Source organism: Undibacterium sp. Di26W (genome assembly GCF_049340265.1).
Taxonomy (GTDB): domain Bacteria; phylum Pseudomonadota; class Gammaproteobacteria; order Burkholderiales; family Burkholderiaceae_D; genus Undibacterium.
The window spans coordinates 161,976-178,563 of record NZ_JBMPOR010000002.1; the positions used below are offsets into that span (position 1 = coordinate 161,976).

15 protein-coding genes are annotated in these 16,588 nt (G+C 52.0%); 7 read left to right on the top strand and 8 right to left on the bottom strand.

The window, feature by feature from the left end:
- Positions 1-76 precede the first annotated feature (76 nt).
- From thrC to ACO0LM_RS03155, 5 genes are all read right to left on the bottom strand, one after another.
- The gene (gene thrC / locus ACO0LM_RS03135; RefSeq protein ID WP_423034263.1) at positions 77-1,537 is read right to left on the bottom strand and encodes a threonine synthase; all 1,461 of its coding nucleotides are present in this window, start codon (positions 1,535-1,537) and stop codon (positions 77-79) included.
- 109 nt (positions 1,538-1,646) lie between these two features.
- Positions 1,647-2,501 (bottom strand): formate dehydrogenase accessory sulfurtransferase FdhD, encoded by an 855-nt coding sequence (gene fdhD, locus ACO0LM_RS03140; RefSeq protein WP_423034265.1) that lies wholly within the window; start codon positions 2,499-2,501, stop codon positions 1,647-1,649.
- Positions 2,483-2,848, bottom strand: coding sequence for a hypothetical protein (locus ACO0LM_RS03145; RefSeq protein ID WP_423034267.1), 366 nt, complete (start codon positions 2,846-2,848; stop codon positions 2,483-2,485). The genes fdhD and ACO0LM_RS03145 overlap by 19 nt, the downstream gene beginning before the upstream one ends.
- Positions 2,841-5,177: an FdhF/YdeP family oxidoreductase gene (locus tag ACO0LM_RS03150; protein WP_423034269.1), complete on the bottom strand. Its 2,337-nt coding sequence runs from the start codon at positions 5,175-5,177 to the stop codon at positions 2,841-2,843. The genes ACO0LM_RS03145 and ACO0LM_RS03150 overlap by 8 nt, the downstream gene beginning before the upstream one ends.
- A 206-nt stretch (positions 5,178-5,383) precedes the next feature.
- Positions 5,384-5,956 (bottom strand): helix-turn-helix domain-containing protein, encoded by a 573-nt coding sequence (locus ACO0LM_RS03155; protein ID WP_186945372.1) that lies wholly within the window; start codon positions 5,954-5,956, stop codon positions 5,384-5,386.
- Positions 5,957-6,126: 170 nt separating this feature from the next.
- Here ACO0LM_RS03155 and kbl point away from each other — a divergent pair, with 170 nt between their 5' ends.
- The 3 genes from kbl (at position 6,127) to ACO0LM_RS03170 (ending at position 9,865) form a co-directional block, all read left to right on the top strand.
- The gene (gene kbl / locus ACO0LM_RS03160) at positions 6,127-7,332 is read left to right on the top strand and encodes a glycine C-acetyltransferase (protein WP_423034271.1); all 1,206 of its coding nucleotides are present in this window, start codon (positions 6,127-6,129) and stop codon (positions 7,330-7,332) included.
- An 8-nt stretch (positions 7,333-7,340) separates the two neighbouring features.
- Positions 7,341-8,312 (top strand): NAD-dependent epimerase/dehydratase family protein, encoded by a 972-nt coding sequence (locus ACO0LM_RS03165; protein WP_423034273.1) that lies wholly within the window; start codon positions 7,341-7,343, stop codon positions 8,310-8,312.
- A 170-nt stretch (positions 8,313-8,482) separates the two neighbouring features.
- On the top strand, positions 8,483-9,865 hold the full coding sequence (locus tag ACO0LM_RS03170; RefSeq protein WP_423034645.1) for an L-serine ammonia-lyase: 1,383 nt from the start codon (positions 8,483-8,485) through the stop codon (positions 9,863-9,865).
- Between the two features lie 89 nt (positions 9,866-9,954).
- Here ACO0LM_RS03170 and ACO0LM_RS03175 read toward each other — a convergent pair whose 3' ends face one another.
- Together ACO0LM_RS03175 and ACO0LM_RS03180 are read right to left on the bottom strand one after the other, a co-directional pair.
- Positions 9,955-12,072, bottom strand: a complete 2,118-nt coding sequence (locus ACO0LM_RS03175) for a hypothetical protein (RefSeq protein WP_423034647.1) — start codon at positions 12,070-12,072, stop codon at positions 9,955-9,957.
- Positions 11,975-12,190: a hypothetical protein gene (locus ACO0LM_RS03180; protein ID WP_423034663.1), complete on the bottom strand. Its 216-nt coding sequence runs from the start codon at positions 12,188-12,190 to the stop codon at positions 11,975-11,977. Before ACO0LM_RS03180 ends, ACO0LM_RS03175 begins: the two co-directional genes overlap by 98 nt.
- A 123-nt stretch (positions 12,191-12,313) precedes the next feature.
- Here ACO0LM_RS03180 and ACO0LM_RS03185 point away from each other — a divergent pair, with 123 nt between their 5' ends.
- Together ACO0LM_RS03185 and ACO0LM_RS03190 are read left to right on the top strand one after the other, a co-directional pair.
- Positions 12,314-12,628 carry a hypothetical protein gene (locus tag ACO0LM_RS03185; protein ID WP_422982414.1) on the top strand — a complete coding sequence of 105 codons (315 nt, stop codon included), beginning with the start codon at positions 12,314-12,316 and terminating at the stop codon, positions 12,626-12,628.
- A gap of 78 nt (positions 12,629-12,706) precedes the next feature.
- Entirely contained in the window at positions 12,707-13,051 is a 345-nt protein-coding gene (locus tag ACO0LM_RS03190; protein ID WP_423034275.1) for a hypothetical protein, read from the top strand.
- A 107-nt stretch (positions 13,052-13,158) separates the two neighbouring features.
- On the opposite strand, the gene ACO0LM_RS03195 is transcribed toward ACO0LM_RS03190, so the two are convergent.
- The gene (locus tag ACO0LM_RS03195) at positions 13,159-13,605 is read right to left on the bottom strand and encodes an Lrp/AsnC family transcriptional regulator (RefSeq protein ID WP_423034277.1); all 447 of its coding nucleotides are present in this window, start codon (positions 13,603-13,605) and stop codon (positions 13,159-13,161) included.
- Between the two features lie 171 nt (positions 13,606-13,776).
- Between ACO0LM_RS03195 and ACO0LM_RS03200 the strand changes: the two genes are divergently transcribed.
- Positions 13,777-14,877, top strand: a complete 1,101-nt coding sequence (locus ACO0LM_RS03200; RefSeq protein WP_423034279.1) for a saccharopine dehydrogenase C-terminal domain-containing protein — start codon at positions 13,777-13,779, stop codon at positions 14,875-14,877.
- Positions 14,878-15,045: 168 nt separating this feature from the next.
- Positions 15,046-16,557 carry an aldehyde dehydrogenase family protein gene (locus ACO0LM_RS03205; RefSeq protein ID WP_423034281.1) on the top strand — a complete coding sequence of 504 codons (1,512 nt, stop codon included), beginning with the start codon at positions 15,046-15,048 and terminating at the stop codon, positions 16,555-16,557.
- The last annotated feature ends 31 nt before the right edge of the window (positions 16,558-16,588 follow it).

Here is a 16,588-nt window from a genome sequence, read left to right on the forward strand (position 1 = left end):
TAAAAAAGGGGCTTACGCCCCTTTTCTGTTTTTGCCTGACTGCTACTGCTGACTGCTACTGCTGACTGCTACTGAATTACAGCCCGGTGTGTTGAGCGATAAAAGCCTTCATCGCCTGCACATCGGCAGTCATGACTTCAAAACGCTGCGGCAGGGATTCAATATTCTCGAACCCGGCTGGACGTTCAGCATCGCGGTCCAATGCTTCGCGTATGGTTTCATTGAACTTGGCTGGCAATGCGGTTTCCAGCACGATCATGGGCACACCTTCTGCGATATGTTCCAGCGCGACCTTGATCCCATCTGCAGTATGGGTATCGATGGTGATGCCAAATTCTTCTTCTACCTGACGTATGGTCTGCAGGCGATCTGCATGAACAGATTTGCCAGATTCAAACCCAAATGCAGCGATTTTTTTGAATTCATCACCATCGCTGCCTGGCTTGCCCGACAGATCAAAGCCGCCTTCGGTTTCAACTTTTTTGAACAATGCTGCTAAGCGTTTGGCGTCACCACCCAGCAAGTCAAACACAAAACGTTCGAAATTGGATGCCTTGGAAATATCCATGGATGGGCTGGTGGTATGCCAGGTTTCCGCCGATTTGCGTACACGGTATATACCGGTACGGAAAAATTCATCCAGCACATCATTTTCATTGGTAGCCACGACCAGCTTGTCAATCGGCAAACCCATCATACGGGCGATATGGCCAGCGCATATATTGCCAAAATTACCGGATGGCACAGTGAATGACACCTTTTGATCATTACTGCTAGTAGCACTCAGGTAGCCACGGAAGTAATACACCACCTGTGCAACCACGCGCGCCCAGTTGATGGAATTGACGGTACCAATTTTCTGGCGATTCTTGTATTCCAAATCATTCGATACTGCCTTGACCATGTCCTGGCAGTCATCAAACACACCTTCTACCGCGATATTGAAAATATTCGGGTCTTGCAGGCTGAACATTTGCGCAGTCTGGAAGGCACTCATTTTCTTATGTGGCGACAACATGAACACGCGTATGCCCTTCTTGCCGCGCATTGCGTATTCGGCAGCACTGCCAGTATCGCCAGAAGTTGCACCAAATATATTCAATTCAGCATGGTTTTTTGCCAATGTGTATTCAAACAGATTGCCCAGCAACTGCATGGCCATATCCTTGAATGCCAGCGTCGGGCCATTTGACAATGCCTGCAAAATCAGCTTGCGGCCAGCTTTGTCTTGCAATACACGCAAAGGGGTTATTTGCGCAGCAGATTCATCTGCACGTGCATTTTTATACACATCGGCAGTATAGGTTTTGTCTGTCAGTGCCTTCAGATTTGCTTCAGGAATGTCCGTGGCAAATTTTTTCAATACCTCGAATGCCAGTCCGGCATAAGACAGCTTGCGCCATGCATCGAGTTCGGCCCCGGTAATCTGTGGGTAAGCCGTGGGCAGATACAAGCCACCATCGGGAGCCAGACCACCTAACAGGATTTCAGAGAAATTTTGAGCTGCGGCATGCCCGCGTGTTGAAGCGTATTGCATAAGTCGTCAGAGGAGAGGAAGGAAATTGAGCAAATATTCTTCCTATTATAGCTTTCTTACGCCCTTTAAACCTCTGTAAATTTGGTGAAAATCCATTTTCATGTGTGCTTCATTCGGCCGCCAGCATTTCCTGATGTGAGTAAACCACGAATCCGTGCTCACGCACAAAGCCGATCAGGCAGATGCCACTACGCTCGGCGATGTCAATCGCCAGCGCTGTCGGCGCAGAAATCGCCGCCAGAATAGCCATATTGGCATGCGCCATTTTTTGCACCAGTTCGTAGCTGATACGGCTACTCATCAGCACAAAACCCGCATTTCCCACATGCTCGCCATCACTCATAGCACCGATCAGTTTGTCCAGTGCATTGTGGCGCCCGACATCTTCGCGCAGCCGGCGAATATCACCGTCCATGCTGACCCAGGCAGCGGCATGCATGGCCCCGGTCAAGGTATTGAGTGGCTGTTGCAGCTCAAGAGCCTGCGCGGCTTTCAAGAGACTGGATTTATGCAGCCTGGGTGCGGCATGGCCACCATAAGATATCTGTGGCATGTCCTTGTGCAGGGCTTGCAGGCTCTCTATGCCGCATAAACCGCAACCAGTATTGCCAACCAGATTGCGCCGCCTTTCCTTGAGTCGCGCAAAGCAACTGGCGGCTATATGCAGATGTACTTCCACCCCCAGCGTACCCGGGGTTTCCCTGCATTCGATATCGTAGATATCGCTCAGGCCATCAATAATCTGTTCGGACAGGCTAAAGCCGATGGCAAAATCTTCCAGATCCACCGGTGTTGCCAGCATGACGGCATGCGAAACGCCATTGAATACCAGCGCCACAGGCATTTCTTCTGCCAACTGATCATTGATGTCTTGCGGTTGCGGACTGGCGTACGCATGCTTTTGTACCCGGCGCAAACGGATGGCACGCTCCAGCGGATTGTCGTTTACTTTATCGCGTCGCATAGTGTGTCGCAAATCCTGCGTCCCTCTTCAGTAAGCACCAGCAAGCTGCGCTCGCCATCCTGTTGCAGGCTTACCCAGCCAACACCCTGATGCTGGCCGAGTTGCTGCTCACCCAGATAAGCGATGCAACGCAACAGCGTGCTTTGCCGCATCTGCAAACGTTTGCTAAGGCGTGCCAGCGAGACGGCACCAGCATGGTTTGCCATTTCTGCCATCAGTGCATAGGCATGTTCATCCTGCTTCAGCACTGCTATGACATCTGCAGCCTGCAGTTCAGCCTGCGCTTCCGGCTGTAATTCTGGCTGTAATTCAGGCTGGATTTCCACCTGTGATGTTTCTTCATTCATTGGCCAGTGCAGCTTGCGCGCTATTGGTATGGGTATTATGTGCAGTGATCATCACGGGTATCGATTTTGAAGTCGGCGTCCTTGCATGATCGGCAAAACTCGACAAGGGGACCAGCCCATTGGTTTCCGGGAAATACGCGGCCAGGCAAGCGCGGGGGATATTGTATTCCACCAACATGAAGCGTTTTGCCTGCCGTCTTGTCTTGTCATCGCACAAGCTTTCCAGGTCTACCCAGTCACCGGCCTGCATACCCAGTTCCTGTATATCTTCCTTATTGATGAACAAGACGCGGCGCTCACCAAACACGCCACGGTAACGATCGTTCATGCCATAGATAGTCGTGTTGTACTGGTCATGCGAACGCATGGTCGCCAGGTTGAACACGGGCGACTGTTGATTCTTGCGCGCCTGGTGGATGGGTAAATCAACCGGCACTGCATGGGCATTGAAGTTCGCCTTGCCGCTAGCAGTCACCCAGACCCGTTCTGCCGCCGTATTGCGCAAATGAAAACCGCCAGGCACGCTGACGCGCGTGTTGAAGTCAGCAAAATCATCAAACACTGCAGCAATCTTGTCACGTATGCGGCTATAGTCCGCCGCCAGCCAGGCCCACGGTGTCTTGCTGCGTTGTTTCAGTGTCGCCTGCGCCAGCCGGGTCACGATCATAGTTTCAGACAATAAGCCTGGTGCGGCAGGTGGATTGATGCCGGAAGACAGATGCACCATGCTCATGGAATCTTCTACCGTTACCGCCTGCGGTCCGGTTTCCTGCATATCGATTTCTGTGCGCCCCAGGCAAGGCAGGATCAAGGCTTCCTGGCCACAAATAAGGTGACTGCGGTTTAACTTGGTGGTGACGTGCACGGTCAGCGCACAGTTACGCAGGGCGCGATGCGTCACTTCGGTATCTGGCGTGGCCGTGGCAAAGTTGCCACCCATGCCAAAAAACACCTTGCCATTTTCATTCAACATGGCCTCGATGGCACCGACGGTGTCATGGCCATGTTCGCGTGGTGGCGCGAAATCAAACACCTGCCCCAGACGATCAAGGAATGCTGCTCTTGGTTTTTCCACGATGCCCATGGTGCGGTCACCCTGCACATTGCTATGTCCACGCACCGGACAGGGGCCCGCGCCAGGCCGGCCAATGTTACCGCGCAAAAGCAAAAGGTTGACGATCATCTGTATGGTGGCAACAGAATGCTTGTGCTGGGTAATGCCCATACCCCAGCAGGCAATGACCTTGCCGGCCTGCATATAGGTATCGGCAGCACGTTGTATCTGCGCACGCTCCAAACCGGATTCACGGATGATGACATCCCATTGCTCTGCCATGACATCTGCCGCAAATTGTTCAAAATTGGCCGTGTGCTGCGCTATAAATTCAACATCAATAATCCGGGGCTTGCCCGCGGCCTGCGCCTGCACATCTGCTTCCAGCACACATTTGATCATGCCTTTGACGCTGGCCAGGTCACCGCCTATCTTCAACTGAAAATAATCGGATGAAATATTGGTAGACTGGTCTGCCAGCATGTCCAGCGCATTTTGCGGATTCTGGAATTTTTCCAGCCCGCGCTCACGCAAAGGATTGAAGGACACAATGGCAGCCCCCCGCTTGGATGCAGCGCGCAATTCACCCAGCATGCGCGGATGGTTGGTACCGGGGTTTTGCCCAAAAATCAGGATGGCATCGGCCAGTTGAAAATCAGATAGCAAAACAGTACCCTTGCCTACCCCTATCGCTTCACGCATGGCAAAGCCGGATGGCTCGTGGCACATGTTCGAGCAATCAGGGAAGTTATTCGTACCAAATTCACGCACAAACAATTGATACAGGAAAGCCGCTTCATTGCTGGTGCGGCCTGAGGTATAGAAAATGGCGTCATTCGGACTGGGCAAGGCATTCAGGCGTGCTGCAATCAATTCAAAAGCCTGGTCCCAGTCTATGACCTGGTATCTGTCCGTTACCCTGTCATAACGCATGGGGTGGGTCAGGCGCCCCTGGGCTTCCAGCCAGTGATCAGACTTGGCGGATAATTCCTGCACGGTCAGGGAAGAGATCAATTCCGGCACCGCACGGCGGGCAGTCGATTCAGCCGCCACCGCCTTGGCACCGTTTTCGCAAAACTCGAAGGTGGAGGTATGGTCGGCATCCGGCCAGGCACAACCGGGGCAATCAAAGCCATCAGGCTGATTGGCTGACAAGAGTGTCAGCGCACCTTTTTTAGGTATGCCCTGCTCAATGATCTGTTGCGCCACACTTTTCAATGCACCCCAGCCGCCAGCAGGTCTGTCGTATACCCGGACTACTTTTTTATTACTCATACCAACCTTGTATTCATATAGGACTTACGCAAAACAGCAGCGCTGTGCATTGAACCTAGGTTCTGGAACAATTTTGCGTAAGTCCTATCATATTCAATAATCACACAGTCCGCGTCCCTATTGCGAAGCAAACCATGTTCAGTTTCAGTATGAGGATATTACCAGAATCTATTGCCGGAAAAGAATTCAGGCACTGGCACAAAGCCTTATCGATGTATCACCACCAGCAAGGCCTTGGCTTCTGTCTTGCCTATATTACGTATGGCGTGATTCTTGTCGGCTTCATACCTTGCCGTCGCCCCCAGCTTCAGTTTCTTGCGACTGCCTTCAACCTCTACTTCGACGCTGCCATGTAACAGGGTCAGGTGCTCGGATGCACCAGGATCATGTGAATTTGATACCAGTGCACCACCGGGGGAAAGTGTCAGTTCATACCATTCATATTTGCCTGCCAATTCCATCGGCCCCAGGATACGCAAGACATAACCAGCATGCTCACCCGGCAAAGTCGGGGTTTCATGCGCTTCCAGCACCCGTATCGGGTCCAATTTTGGTGATTCGGATGACAATAGTTCTGCTATGCCAACACCCAGGGCATTAGCCAGTCGCCAGGCAACCGCAATCGTCGGATTAGCCTTTTCCCGCTCTATCTGCGACAGCATGGATTTGGATACCCCTGCCGTCCGTGACAAATCTTCCAGTGTCAAGCCGCGTTCAAGACGCATTTTTTGCAAAGTTGCGCCCACTTCTGGCGGCGTATTCGGTAAAACTTTTTTCATAGAGACTCTTGCATCACTAAAAAAGCTGGATTAATATTCGATATATCGAACTTTAGTTCTAGATATCGAATTATTCAATTAATTCGGGAATTCTTACCATAGTGTAGCAGTGCACAGCCACAAGCAGTGACACTTTCGCAAGCAAAACAGGCAAACAAATGGAGACGCCCATGAGCCAGAACCCATCCAGACAACATTTCTTGAGCAGTTTGGCAAGTAATCTCGGCACTTTGCGCGAACAAGGCCTGTACAAAGCCGAGCGCGTGATTGCATCGCGCCAGGGCGCGCAAGTGACTTGCGATGATGGCAGGCAATTAATCAATTTGTGCGCCAATAATTACCTGGGTTTGTCTGGCGATGAATCCATGGTGCAAGCCTCGATTGCTGCAACTGAACAATATGGCTATGGTTTGTCATCCGTGCGCTTTATCTGCGGCACGCAGACCGTGCACAAGCAACTGGAAAAAGCACTGGCCGAATTCCTGGGTACCGAAGACTGTATCTTGTACGCAGCCGCATTCGACGCCAATGGTGGCGTATTCGAACCCCTGTTTGATGAAAATGACGCCATCATTTCAGATGCCCTGAATCATGCCTCCATCATTGACGGCATCCGCCTGTGCAAGGCCGCACGTTTCCGTTATGCCCATAACGACATGGCTGACCTGGAAGCACAATTGATTGCTGCCGCCGACAAACGTCACCGCATTATCGTGACGGATGGCGTGTTTTCCATGGATGGCACCATTGCACAACTGGACAAGATTTGTGACCTGGCCGACAAATATGATGCCCTGGTGATGATCGATGAATGCCATGCTTCCGGCTTCATGGGCAAGACCGGTCGCGGCACCCATGAGCATCATGGTGTACTGGGCCGCATCGACATTATTACCGGCACACTGGGCAAGGCATTGGGCGGTGCCATGGGCGGCTTTACTGCGGCACGCAAGGAAGTGGTTGATACCCTGCGCCAGAAATCACGTCCGTATTTATTCTCCAATACGCTGGCACCTTCGATTGCCGGTGCTTCGCTGTCGGTATTGCAACGCCTGTCCACGTCCACAAGCCTGCGTGACCGCCTGCATGAAAACACCGCACACTTCCGGCGTGAAATTGCCGCATTGGGCTTCACCATCAAGCCAGGCACCCATCCGGTCGTGCCCGTCATGTTGTTTGATGCCCCGGTTGCCCAGAAATTTGCTGCCCGCCTGTATGAACTGGGGGTGCTGGTGACAGGTTTCTTTTACCCGGTAGTACCAATGGGTCAAGCCCGGGTCAGGGTACAGTTGTCGGCTGCGCATACGACCGATCAACTCAATACTGCGCTGGCTGCGTTTGCCCAGGCGGGTCGCGAATTAAACATCATTCAATAAGGAAAGTCATGGAACGTATTTTAGTGATTGGCGCCAACGGCCAGATCGGCAGTGAACTGGTAGAAGCGCTGGCCATGCAGCATGGTGCTGATAATGTGATCGCCGCCGACATCAGCCCAAAAAGCCTGTATGGCGCAAACATCTATGAAATCATTGATGTCCTCAATACTGACAGACTGGCACAGGTCGTTGAGCAATACCAGGTCACCCAGGTGTACCAATTGGCGGCGATGTTGTCCGCGACCGGTGAACAGGCCCCCTTGAAAGCCTGGACCCTGAACATGGATGGCTTGCTGAATATCCTGGAACTGGCGCGCCTGCGTGGCGAAGCAGGCACGCCGCTGAAAGTGTTCTGGCCGTCATCCATCGCCGCCTTTGGTCCGAACACGCCAGCAATCAATACGCCACAATATACGGTCATGGACCCCAGCACGATTTACGGCATCAGCAAGCTGGCAGGCGAACGGCTGTGCGAATATTATTTCCAGAAATACGGCGTGGACGTACGCAGCATCCGCTACCCTGGCATCATCAGCTACAAATCCCCGCCCGGCGGCGGCACCACGGATTATGCGATTGCGATTTTCCATTCCGCCTTGCGTGGCGAAAGCTATGAATGTTTCCTGGAAGCAGAAACCACGCTGCCGATGATTTACATGCCGGACGCCATACGCGCCACCATTTCATTGATGGATGCACCAGCGACCAAACTTTCTATACGTTCTTCTTACAATGTTGCCGGATTAAGCTTTAATCCACGGGAATTGGCGTTTTCAATCAAACAAAATTTGCCCGCGTTTGACATACACTACGCGCCTGACAGCCGCCAGACTATCGCTGCCTCTTGGCCACAAAGCCTGGATGACTCAGTAGCGCACAAGGACTGGGGCTGGCAAGCACAAGTAAGCCTGCAACAACTGGTGGAAGACATGCTTAAAAATATCCATGTCGATAACAAGGAGTTGAGCAAGGCTGCATAAATAAAAACTAAGTAAAAACTAAGGAATCTCTGATTAAGTGTAGCGAGCGACGCTGGTTTGGGTTAAGAAGCGCAGTCGTACGACTGTACGGCGAGCATCGCAGGCCCAAAATAGTGTCGCGCAGTAGCTTAATCAGAGGTTCCATTGAGACAAGTCAAAGAGGCAAAATGATGGACATGCGTGTATTCGAATTATTCAAGATAGGCGTGGGTCCGTCCAGTTCCCATACGGTGGGCCCGATGTTGGCCGCCCGTCGGTTTTTGCTTGATGCCAGTGATTTATATAAAACCAGCAAGATACAGGTCGCCCTGTATGGTTCACTGGCCCTGACAGGCATGGGGCACGCCACTGACAAGGCCGTGCTGCTGGGCCTGATGGGTGAAACACCGCAAGATCTCATTCCTGAAAGTGTGGATGAAAAACTGGCAGCAATCGCCAGTTCAGGCAGGATGAATTTACTCGGTGAATATCCTGTCAAATTCGACATCGCCACAGACCTGCTGTGGCATAAACAGGAAGTGCTGCCCGGTCATCCGAATGGCATGAAATTCATGCTGACACGCAATGATGGCAGCAGCTTTGAAAAAATCTATTATTCCACTGGCGGCGGCTTTATCTATTCCGCTGACGAACTGGCCAATCCCGGCGCTGATGAAAGCGGCAACAGGAAACCCCTGCCCTACCCGTTTGCCACCATGGCCGAATTGCTGGCACACGGCAAGCGCAGCGGCTTGTCGATTGCCAGCATGTTACGTGCAAATGAAAATGTGTATTGCAGCGACCAGGAACTGGATGCCGGCATCGATAAAATCTGGTCAGTCATGAAGGGCTGTATATCACGTGGCTTGCAAATATCAGGCGAATTACCAGGCGGCCTGCATGTCAAACGCCGCGCCGCCAAACTGTGGCGCACCGCCAATGAAACAGCAGATGTCTTGCCGCATGATGGCATGCACAGGGTCAGTCTGTATGCCATGGCCGTGAATGAAGAAAATGCCGCCGGTGGCCGGGTCGTGACTGCGCCAACCAATGGCGCAGCAGGCATCATACCGGCCGTGCTGCGCTATTATGCAGAAGATTGCAAACCCAGCGACCCAGAACAGGGCATACGCAACTTCATGTTGGCGGCATCGGCGATAGGCATGCTGTGCAAGAAAAACGCCTCGATTTCTGGCGCAGAAATCGGCTGCCAGGGTGAAGTCGGCGTGGCCTGCGCGATGGCTGCTGCCGGCCTGACTGCAGCCCTGGGCGGTAGTAATGAACAGGTAGAGTCAGCGGCAGAAATCGGCATAGAACATCATCTGGGCATGACTTGCGACCCTATCGGTGGGCTGGTACAGATACCCTGCATAGAACGCAATGGCATGGGTGCGGTGAAGGCGATTACTGCCGCCTCGCTATCTCTGCGCAGTGATGGCAGCCATCATGTCAGCCTCGATGACGTGATTGAAACCATGCGCCAGACTGGTGCCGACATGCAAGCAAAATACAAGGAAACTTCGCTGGGTGGTCTGGCGGTGCACGTGGTGAGTGTAAATTACGCTGCCTGCTAAACACCTGCCGACATATCCTGCCTGCATCAAAAACAAACGGCCATCAAGTGGCCGTTTGTTTTATCCAGCCCAGGTATACGGAAATCGTTTTAGGGTCTGAGCGAAAATCCCTTGCGCCCTGTTTGCCAAAAGAAAAACGACCATGCATCTGCCTGGTCTGCCATGGCATCTGTTTTCCAGGAATTGGCAAAATCCGTCCGAAACAGGGCTGGGCGTGATTTATCCGCATTCAGCATTTGCACACGCGCTGCGAATTTAGCCGTCATCCACACAGGTGCAGTACCGACACCAAAGCGTGCAGTCAGCAACATGGCGGGATAAGATGCTTCGCGCAATTGCTGGTAAGGATAAGCGCCACTCGCCGGATTCTTGCCGCGTTGCGCCGTTTTCTTGTTTTTATCTGTCGTCAAAGGCTCGGACAACAGTGCCGAGCTTTGCACCGCAGCCAACAACTGCGGCCGCTGACTGATCGCCATGGCCAGATAACGCTGACTGGCACGCGACTCTTGCACCACCAGTTTTTTGGCGCTGGTATACCCCTCATTGACCAGATAGTCTGCAGCAAACAGGAATTCATCCAGGCCATCATTGGCAGAACGTCTTTTGACATCGGTACTGTCAGGCACATACACGATGGCCATCACCGCATCCTGTTCCAGCCATGCCAGGCGTTTTGCGTCATAACTCGCCAGGGCAGCCAGGCCGCTGCCGGTTTCGATGGTCAACAGGCAGGCGTGGCTACCATCAAGCTCCATACCTTGCGGATACAGCAAAGTCATGGACAACTGTTTGTCAGTGCCTGGCCTGGTCAGCGTCAGGTGTTTGGTGGCAATGCGATGAAAGCCGATTTGCGGGGAACGAAAAACCTCGACATTTTTTACTTCACCCGCTGGCAGCACGCGGTAAGACAAGGGAGCAGCATTGGCTGCTTCCAGTACAAAGAGTGCCCCTTCGTTTTCTGTATCAGCAGTCAATTGGCTGATCTTGCCGGGATAAGGCAAATTGATTTCTTCCTTTTTATTGCTGGCCAGATCGATTTTCATCAATTTACTAAAGCCTGCTTCTGCCACATGGGCATACAGCGCATTCTTGGCGAGAGCCAATTCCAATACGTCTTCATCGTTGGCGACAAACAATTCCTTGGCAGTATTCAGTTGCGGTGTTTTCAGGTCGAGTTTCAAAATGGCCCCAGCGGCCTTCTTTTTAGTCGAGACCAGGTACAGGCTTTCGCCCGACAACCAGTCGTTTTTAATCTTGTCAGTTGGGCTGCCCAGGCGTTGCCAGGCCGTAGCAGCGCCCTTCAACTGGTCTTGCCTGACCAGATACAGGCTGCGATCAGGAGCATTTCCATGACGGACCTCAGCCAGTACAAAAGCCGAATTGGCTGCAGTCTTGAGTGTGATGGTGTCGGTGGCGGCAAATTTCCGGTTCTTGCTGACTCCGGCACCGATCAGTGCCTGGTCTTCCCTTGATTTGGTTCCCAGCACGTGCAGCCAGACAGTGCCATTTTCAGCATCGGCCTTGCCTGCGCTTTTAGGGAAGAACAGCGCACTGCCATCCGCCTTCCAACTTACTTCCCTGGCATTGACAGGGATATTTCCCAGATCATCTTTCAGCACACTGGCATCCGCGCTCTTGATGATGCGCAGGCTATGCTGTCGGCGGCCATCAGTTGACAGCACACCGACGGCGACATGATTGCCATCGGGTGAAGGGCTGAAAAAACTGATGCTCCGCCCGACTTCAGCCAGCATGAGTATTTTTTCGCCAGCCGTACTGGCATTACGCATGAATAGACCAGGCCTGCCGTCGCCAGTGGGTTTGACAAAAAACTGCCTCCCACGCACTTCTGTCAGATTGCCAGCACTATAATCTTGCGCCTGCAGGTTTCTGAGCCTGGCCAGCAAAGCATCCCTGCCGTTGATGCGGGAAATGAGCGTCTGGCTAAAATCGGTTTGCCGCTTCATCCATGCGCGCACCTGAGCATCACTCAAGGATTCAAGAAAGCGCAATGCATCAGCATTTTCGCTAGCGTTATTTATATTATTTGCATTATTTGTATTACTTAGGCCCCTGGCAGCAGCAAGTGGCTGGGGTAAAGCTGGATAGTCACCCCAGGCTGGTAGCTGGGCCTGTGCCAGCAATGGCAATGCTGCTAGCAAGCCCCATAAAATTGCAGGTCGTCTTGTCTTTCGCCTTACTACCATTAATACCATTACTACCATTGCTGCCATAGCGGCTCCAAATTTGAATAGTGGTGGGCCAATTACTGTGCTTTGCATTGCAAAAAATAGTTTTTCTTGCAAAGACGGCCATACCGTTCATGTTTCATTTCTTGAATTTCATCCCAGACTTTCTGCATTTCGTCGCAAACGACTGGAAGCCGTTCTCACCGGCCATTACAGTGCAAGCATAGCAAGATCACTGAAGGTCAAAAGGAGAAATAGCATGAATATCGTCAAGAAAACCAATTTAACTGTGTTAACCATTGCTGTATTTGCTGCTACCATAGTGCCAGTAGCAAAATATATTAATAAACTGAATGCAAGCAATCATGTTGCAACAGTTACAATCTCAGCACCAAGACTGACTGAACAACAAAAAATCGCTTTTGATCTCGAACAAGCTGGAAACAAAGTGCATACCGTCTTTATCGCGGCGAAACGCCTGAGCAATGACGAAAAACTTGCCTTTGATCAGCAAGACAGACAAATTCAGCAAGCAAAGATGCGCACGCATAAAAAACCGCAATTGCTTGTTTAACATCTATAATGAAATAATTATATTTTATTTAAGCAATTACTCCGGTTTGTCGCAGCACTTATTTTCTAGCAGGCAATCATGTTAAAAAAATCCATCGTCTTCTGCGTGCTTACTTCTGCCCTGCTGGGTGGCCTTGCTTATAGCCAGGAACTGATGTCCATGGCTTCTGTGCCAAGCCAATACGATCCGCAGGACAAGTCTGCAAACCCGGAAATCATGCCGGAAGCACCAAGCGCCGCCACGCCGCAGGCACAGGTGCAACTGGACAGAAGCGGTGTGGACCGAGCTTCAGTGCATCTGCAGATACTGCAACAGACCAATATGCATTTTTCTGACAATGTGCAGCCTGCTCCTGCGCCACAACCCAAGAAAACTGTTGCCGAAGATAAAAAAGCACAGGCGAAGTCAGCCAGCAGTACCTGATTTCTATCTTTACGCACAGGTGCCCATGCATCTGCCTGCATGATTCTCTCTATGAAATGCCGCGTTCCTGTATGCGGCATTTGTGTTTTCAGTGCACTCTTCTTGCGCTACAAAGCTCCTCTGTCTATACGCTTGCTCAAAATAATCGAGGTTGAGGTTTGCCTGACGCCGTCAAGCGCGCCAATCTGATCCAGCAACTTGTCCAGGATTTCGGTACTCGGGCAACGCAAGGTCAGCATATAGTCGATGGCCCCACTGACAGCGCACAAGGTTTCTGTTTCTGGCAATTGCTGCAGATGCCTGATTAATGCCGGTGCATAACGCGCCTCTACCGACAGGCCCACATAGGCCCTGACAGCAGGTTGCGCCTGCTTGTGGTTGAGCTTCAAGCCATAACCGGCTATCACATCCCGCTTTTCCAGCGCGGCAATCCTGGCGATGACAGTAGTACGGGCAATACCAACCGCCTTGGCGATACTGGTCACCGGCAGCCGTGCATTGTCCATCAGCAAAGCCAGGATTTTATGATCAATGTCATCAAGATCAGGTTTCATTTCGTCATTTCGTTTTATATACACTACATATTATCGTATGACCATGCATATTGACGATAATTTAGTCGCTATTATCTGACAAAACTAAGGCTTAGACTTCAACCTGAACGGTTTCAACAATAATTAAATAATACATTAACAACACTTTTACATCAGGCTTTGGAGACGGACATGGCAACGAAATTGATACTTTTGGGCGCAGGCAAAATTGGTGATGCAATTCTCAATTTGCTGTCCCATACCGGCGACTATCAAGTCACGGTCGCCGACCGTGACCCTGAACGTCTGAAATACGTGGAACAGGCGGGCTTCCCGAATACCAGCATCGTCCAGGCTGATCTGGGCGACAAAGCCGCCGTCACCGAACTGATTCGCGGGCACAAGGTAACCATGTCGGCCTGCCCTTACTTCTTGACGCCCATCATCGCCGGTGCCGCGCGTGAAGCCAATTCCCATTATTTTGACCTGACTGAAGACGTGGAAAGCACACGCATCGTCAAACAACTGGCTGAAGGCGCGGACTGCGCCTTTGTCCCGCAATGTGGCCTTGCACCTGGTTTTATCTCCATCGTTGCCAATGATGTCGCCAAACGTTTTGAAACCCTGCGCGATGTCAGCATGCGCGTCGGTGCCCTGCCCACCTTCCCCAACAATGCACTCAAATACAACCTGACCTGGAGTACCGACGGCCTGATCAATGAGTATTGCAATCCATGTGAAGCCATCGTTGATGGCGAATTGCGTGAAACCGCAGCCCTCGAAGAAATCGAACATTTCTCGCTGGACGGCATTGATTACGAAGCCTTCAACACCTCTGGCGGCCTGGGCACCTTGTGCGAAAGTCTGGAAGGCAAGGTACAAAACCTGAATTACAAGACCGTGCGCTATCCCGGTCACCGCGACATCGTCAAAGTATTGATACGCGACTTGCAACTGGGTAAACTGGAACGCCGCCCGATTTTGAAAGAAGTCCTGGAAACCGCCATCCCCATGACCAAACAGGACGTAGTACTGGTCTTCGTCAGCGTCGTCGGCATGCGTGATGGCCGCCTGGAGCAGGAGTCCTATGCCAAGAAAATCTATGCCCAACAAGTCAATGATCAGTTACTGTCCGCGATACAACTGACCACCGCTTCCGGCATCTGCACCATGGTCGATCTGGTAGTCACTGGCAAATTGCCGCAGCATGGTCTGGTGCGCCAGGAACAGACAGATCTGTCCGACTTTTTGGCCAATCGCTTTGGTCAATATTACGCAACAGGATCAGCATAATCAGAATAAGCATCCCAATTAGCTATCAATGCAAGAGATCAAGGCATAAGGCTGGCACCAGCGCTACAATGTCGGTTCTGGCGTCAAGCCTATCCACTATAAACGCAAGCTCATCCGGTTTTCCATAAGCAAGCCTGATGAAGCTGGCAAAGTATCAAGGCACACAAGATGAATAACACTACTCTGCAAACCATACTAAAAGAACTCGACATCCAGTTGAGTGATTACCAGGGAAGCGACATCCACAGTATTTCCCCCATAGATGGTCAGGTTCTGGCCAGCCTGCGCACCGATACGGCAGCAGAAGTCAAACAGCGCATAGACCGCGCCCACGCTGCATTTTTGCAATGGCGTAATATCCCTGCCCCACGTCGTGGCGAGCTGGTACGCCTGTTTGGCGAAGAACTGCGCACCCATAAACAGGCGCTGGGCCAGTTGGTGACACTGGAAGCCGGCAAAATTTTGCAAGAAGGCCTGGGTGAAGTACAGGAAATGATCGATATCTGTGATTTTGCCGTTGGCCTGTCACGTCAACTCTATGGCCTGACCATCGCTTCCGAACGCCCCGGCCATCGCATGATGGAACAATGGCATCCTATTGGTGTCGTAGGCATCATATCTGCCTTCAACTTCCCCGTCGCAGTGTGGGCGTGGAATGCAGCGCTGGCTTTTGTCTGCGGCAATAGCGTGACCTGGAAACCATCTGAAAAAACCCCGCTGACGGCGATCGCTACGCATGCCCTGTTCATGAAGGCAGTGGCCCGGTTTGGCAGTGATGCCCCAGCCGGATTGGCTGAATTGATCATAGGCGCGCGCGATACCGGTGCCCAGATGGTGGAAGACAAACGCGTGGCCCTGGTCAGCGCCACCGGCAGCACCCGTATGGGCCGCCAGGTTGCCGAAACCTGCGCCAAACGCCTGGCCCGCACCATATTGGAACTGGGCGGCAATAATGCCATGATCGTCGCCCCTAGTGCAGACCTGGAAATGGCTGTTCGCGCCATCACCTTCTCCGCCGTCGGCACTGCCGGCCAACGCTGCACCACCCTGCGCCGCCTGTTCGTACATGACAGCATTTACGATACCCTGGTACCGCGCCTGAAGAAAATCTATGCCGGTCTGCCAGTAGGTAATCCGCTGGACAAAACCACCCTTGTCGGACCGTTGATTGATGCTGCATCCTTCGATGCCATGCAAAGTGCATTGGCGATTGCCAAGTCCGAACAAGGCAAGGTGTTTGGTGGCGAACGCACTATCGTTGCCGGTAATGAGAATGGCTATTACGTCAGCCCTGCCCTGGTAGAAATGCCAGGCCAAACCGCATCCATGCACCATGAAACCTTTGCGCCCATCATGTACATCGTGCGTTACAGCGATTTGCAGCAAGCTATCTACCTGAATAATGAAGTGCCGCAAGGTCTGTCATCTTCGATATTCACTACCGACATGCGTGAAGCCGAGATATTCGTATCGGCTGCCGGCAGTGACTGCGGCATCGCCAATGTCAACATCGGCCCTTCAGGCGCAGAAATCGGCGGTGCTTTTGGGGGGGAAAAAGAAACTGGTGGCGGTCGTGAATCCGGTTCCGACGCCTGGAAAGCCTATATGCGCCGCACCACCAACACTTTCAATTACAGCAATTCCCTGCCGCTGGCGCAGGGCATCAGCTTTGATATTTGATCCAGATCAAATTTATTCAACTTAAAAAGAC